General features: G+C 68.5%; 2 protein-coding genes and 3 pseudogenes. 4 read left to right on the top strand and 1 reads right to left on the bottom strand.

Features of this window, described 5'->3' with window-relative positions:
• Nucleotides 1-98 precede the first annotated feature (98 nt).
• Nucleotides 99-308: pseudogene (locus ACWC21_RS41305) on the bottom strand (site-specific integrase); the annotation flags it as partial.
• A 234-nt stretch (nucleotides 309-542) separates the two neighbouring features.
• On the opposite strand from ACWC21_RS41305, the gene ACWC21_RS41300 reads away from it, so the two are divergent.
• The 4 genes and pseudogenes from ACWC21_RS41300 to ACWC21_RS41285 all read left to right on the top strand — a co-directional run.
• The gene (locus tag ACWC21_RS41300) at nucleotides 543-926 is read left to right on the top strand and encodes a type II toxin-antitoxin system RelE/ParE family toxin (protein WP_450889990.1); all 384 of its coding nucleotides are present in this window, start codon (nucleotides 543-545) and stop codon (nucleotides 924-926) included.
• Complete coding sequence (locus tag ACWC21_RS41295; protein ID WP_450889988.1) at nucleotides 923-1,261, top strand: helix-turn-helix domain-containing protein; 339 nt, start codon at nucleotides 923-925, stop codon at nucleotides 1,259-1,261. Before ACWC21_RS41300 ends, ACWC21_RS41295 begins: the two co-directional genes overlap by 4 nt.
• A 35-nt stretch (nucleotides 1,262-1,296) precedes the next feature.
• Nucleotides 1,297-1,512: pseudogene (locus ACWC21_RS41290) on the top strand (helix-turn-helix domain-containing protein); the annotation flags it as partial.
• 116 nt (nucleotides 1,513-1,628) lie between these two features.
• Nucleotides 1,629-1,706 (top strand): annotated as a pseudogene (locus ACWC21_RS41285) (helix-turn-helix domain-containing protein); the annotation flags it as partial.

Below are 1,706 nucleotides of genomic sequence, written 5' to 3'. Positions count from 1 at the left end.
GCAGCGGTCAGGCCGCCGCCATCCGCGTACCTCATGACGAGGATGTAGCACCGCCAACGCCCCGCTGTCACCCCACCCTTTCAACCTCAGCGGCAACGTCAGCGGACGAGGGCCGCACAGGCTGGCGGGTCATCGCCGTCGCCGGTGGTCGTCTCGTTGATCTCCAAGCTGCCGAGCGCGGTGCTGAGGGTGTCGATGGCGTCGCGCTGGAGGCGGAGTCGGACGTGGGCGTAGACGGTGGCGGTGACGCCGATGTGGGCGTGGCCGAGGAGTTCCTTGATCACGACGAGTTCGATGCCCTGTTCCAGCGCACCAGCCCGGCCGCGCTGCCTGTCCCGCTCGGGCCCGATCCTGCCGAAAGAAGCCGACCCTGCACTGCCTCGGCAGTTGCCGCTGGTTTTGCAGGCGGCGCCGTGGCATCAGGGCGAAGGGGGGGGAGCACGGGGGTGTGCGACGCTGGAGTGGCCGTGGTCGCGGCGACGGCACACGACCGGAGCTACGAAGTCGCGCTCTCGCACTCCGTGCCATATATCATCGGCGCTATGGACAGCGGGCGGTACTCGATCGAGATCGAGCCGGAGGTGCGGCTGTGGCTGGAGAACCTTCCCGCCCATCACTACAAGCAGGCCGAACGCGTCGCCGACCTGCTCGCAGAGCAGCCCACCACGCTCGACGAACCGCACTCCCGCCACCTGGGCGGCAAGCTCCGCGAGCTGCGCTTCCGCCTGGGCGATGCCCATCAGCGGATCACCTACTGGCTGGCGCCCGGCCGACGTGTCGTGCTGCTCACCGTGTTCCGCAAGACCAAGATGCGCGAGCAGGCCGAAGTGGACCGCGCCCACGCCGCACAGCGATTGTGCGAGGCAGAGCATGAAGCCGCCGCCGAGCACGATCTCTACAGCCGCGACCTCAAGGAGATGCGATGAACCACAGCGAGTGGAGGACCCGTCGCCACCGCCAGCTGCTGGGCGAACGCCTGGCCGCTGATCCCGAGTACGACCGGGTCTACGAAGAGGCCGGCCTCGCCATGACGTTGGGCAAGGCCGTCTACGACCGGCGTAAGCAGCTGGGTCTGAGCGAGGCCGATCTCGCCGAGCGCATGCATGTCGAGGTCGATGACATCGAAGGCATCGAGACGGCCACCGAGCTGCCGCCCATCGCGGTCATCATGCGCCTGGCCCGCGCACTGGACCTCACGGTGGACGTGCACCTCGCCGGCGGAGACGAGCCCACCGTCACCATCGTCGCCCCAGCGGCCTGAGGCGGGGAGGAACCGTGCAGGACCCGCCTTCCGTGCTCGCCCGTGAGCTCGGGCAACTCGTCCACGACCGGCGCATCGAGCTCGGGCTGTCCCAGGCCGAGCTGGCCGAGCGGTGCGGGATGAAGCAGCCGCAGATCTCCCGCTTCGAAGGCGGCGGGACCGTGCCCACGCTTCCCCTCCTGCGCCGCCTGGCTCAGGCTCTCGGCGCCGACCTGACCATCAGCCTCACCCCGCACGACAAAGCCGCTTGACACGAATTCTGAATTCCTGGAATTCCCCAGGCGGTGTAGACCGCTGACGGCAGTAGCGACGCTGAGGTTGAAATGGTGGGGTGACAACGGGCCTTGGTGGGTGCTACATCCTCGTCATGAGGTACGCGGATGGCGGCGGCCTGACCGCTGCGGGGCGGGCGAAGCGTGAGGCAGTGCGCTTCGAAGCCGCGGAG

Source organism: Streptomyces sp. NPDC001348 (assembly GCF_053597535.1).
The sequence above is the reverse complement of the archived record's forward strand: the minus strand, read 5'-3'. Positions and strand labels throughout refer to the sequence as shown.

Excerpts from the sequence above, each read along its gene's own strand:
- ACWC21_RS41300 (WP_450889990.1), top strand. The coding sequence starts at position 543 with ATGGACAGCGGGCGGTACTCGATCGAGATCGAGCCGGAGGTGCGGCTG.
- ACWC21_RS41295 (WP_450889988.1), top strand. The coding sequence starts at position 923 with ATGAACCACAGCGAGTGGAGGACCCGTCGCCACCGCCAGCTGCTGGGC.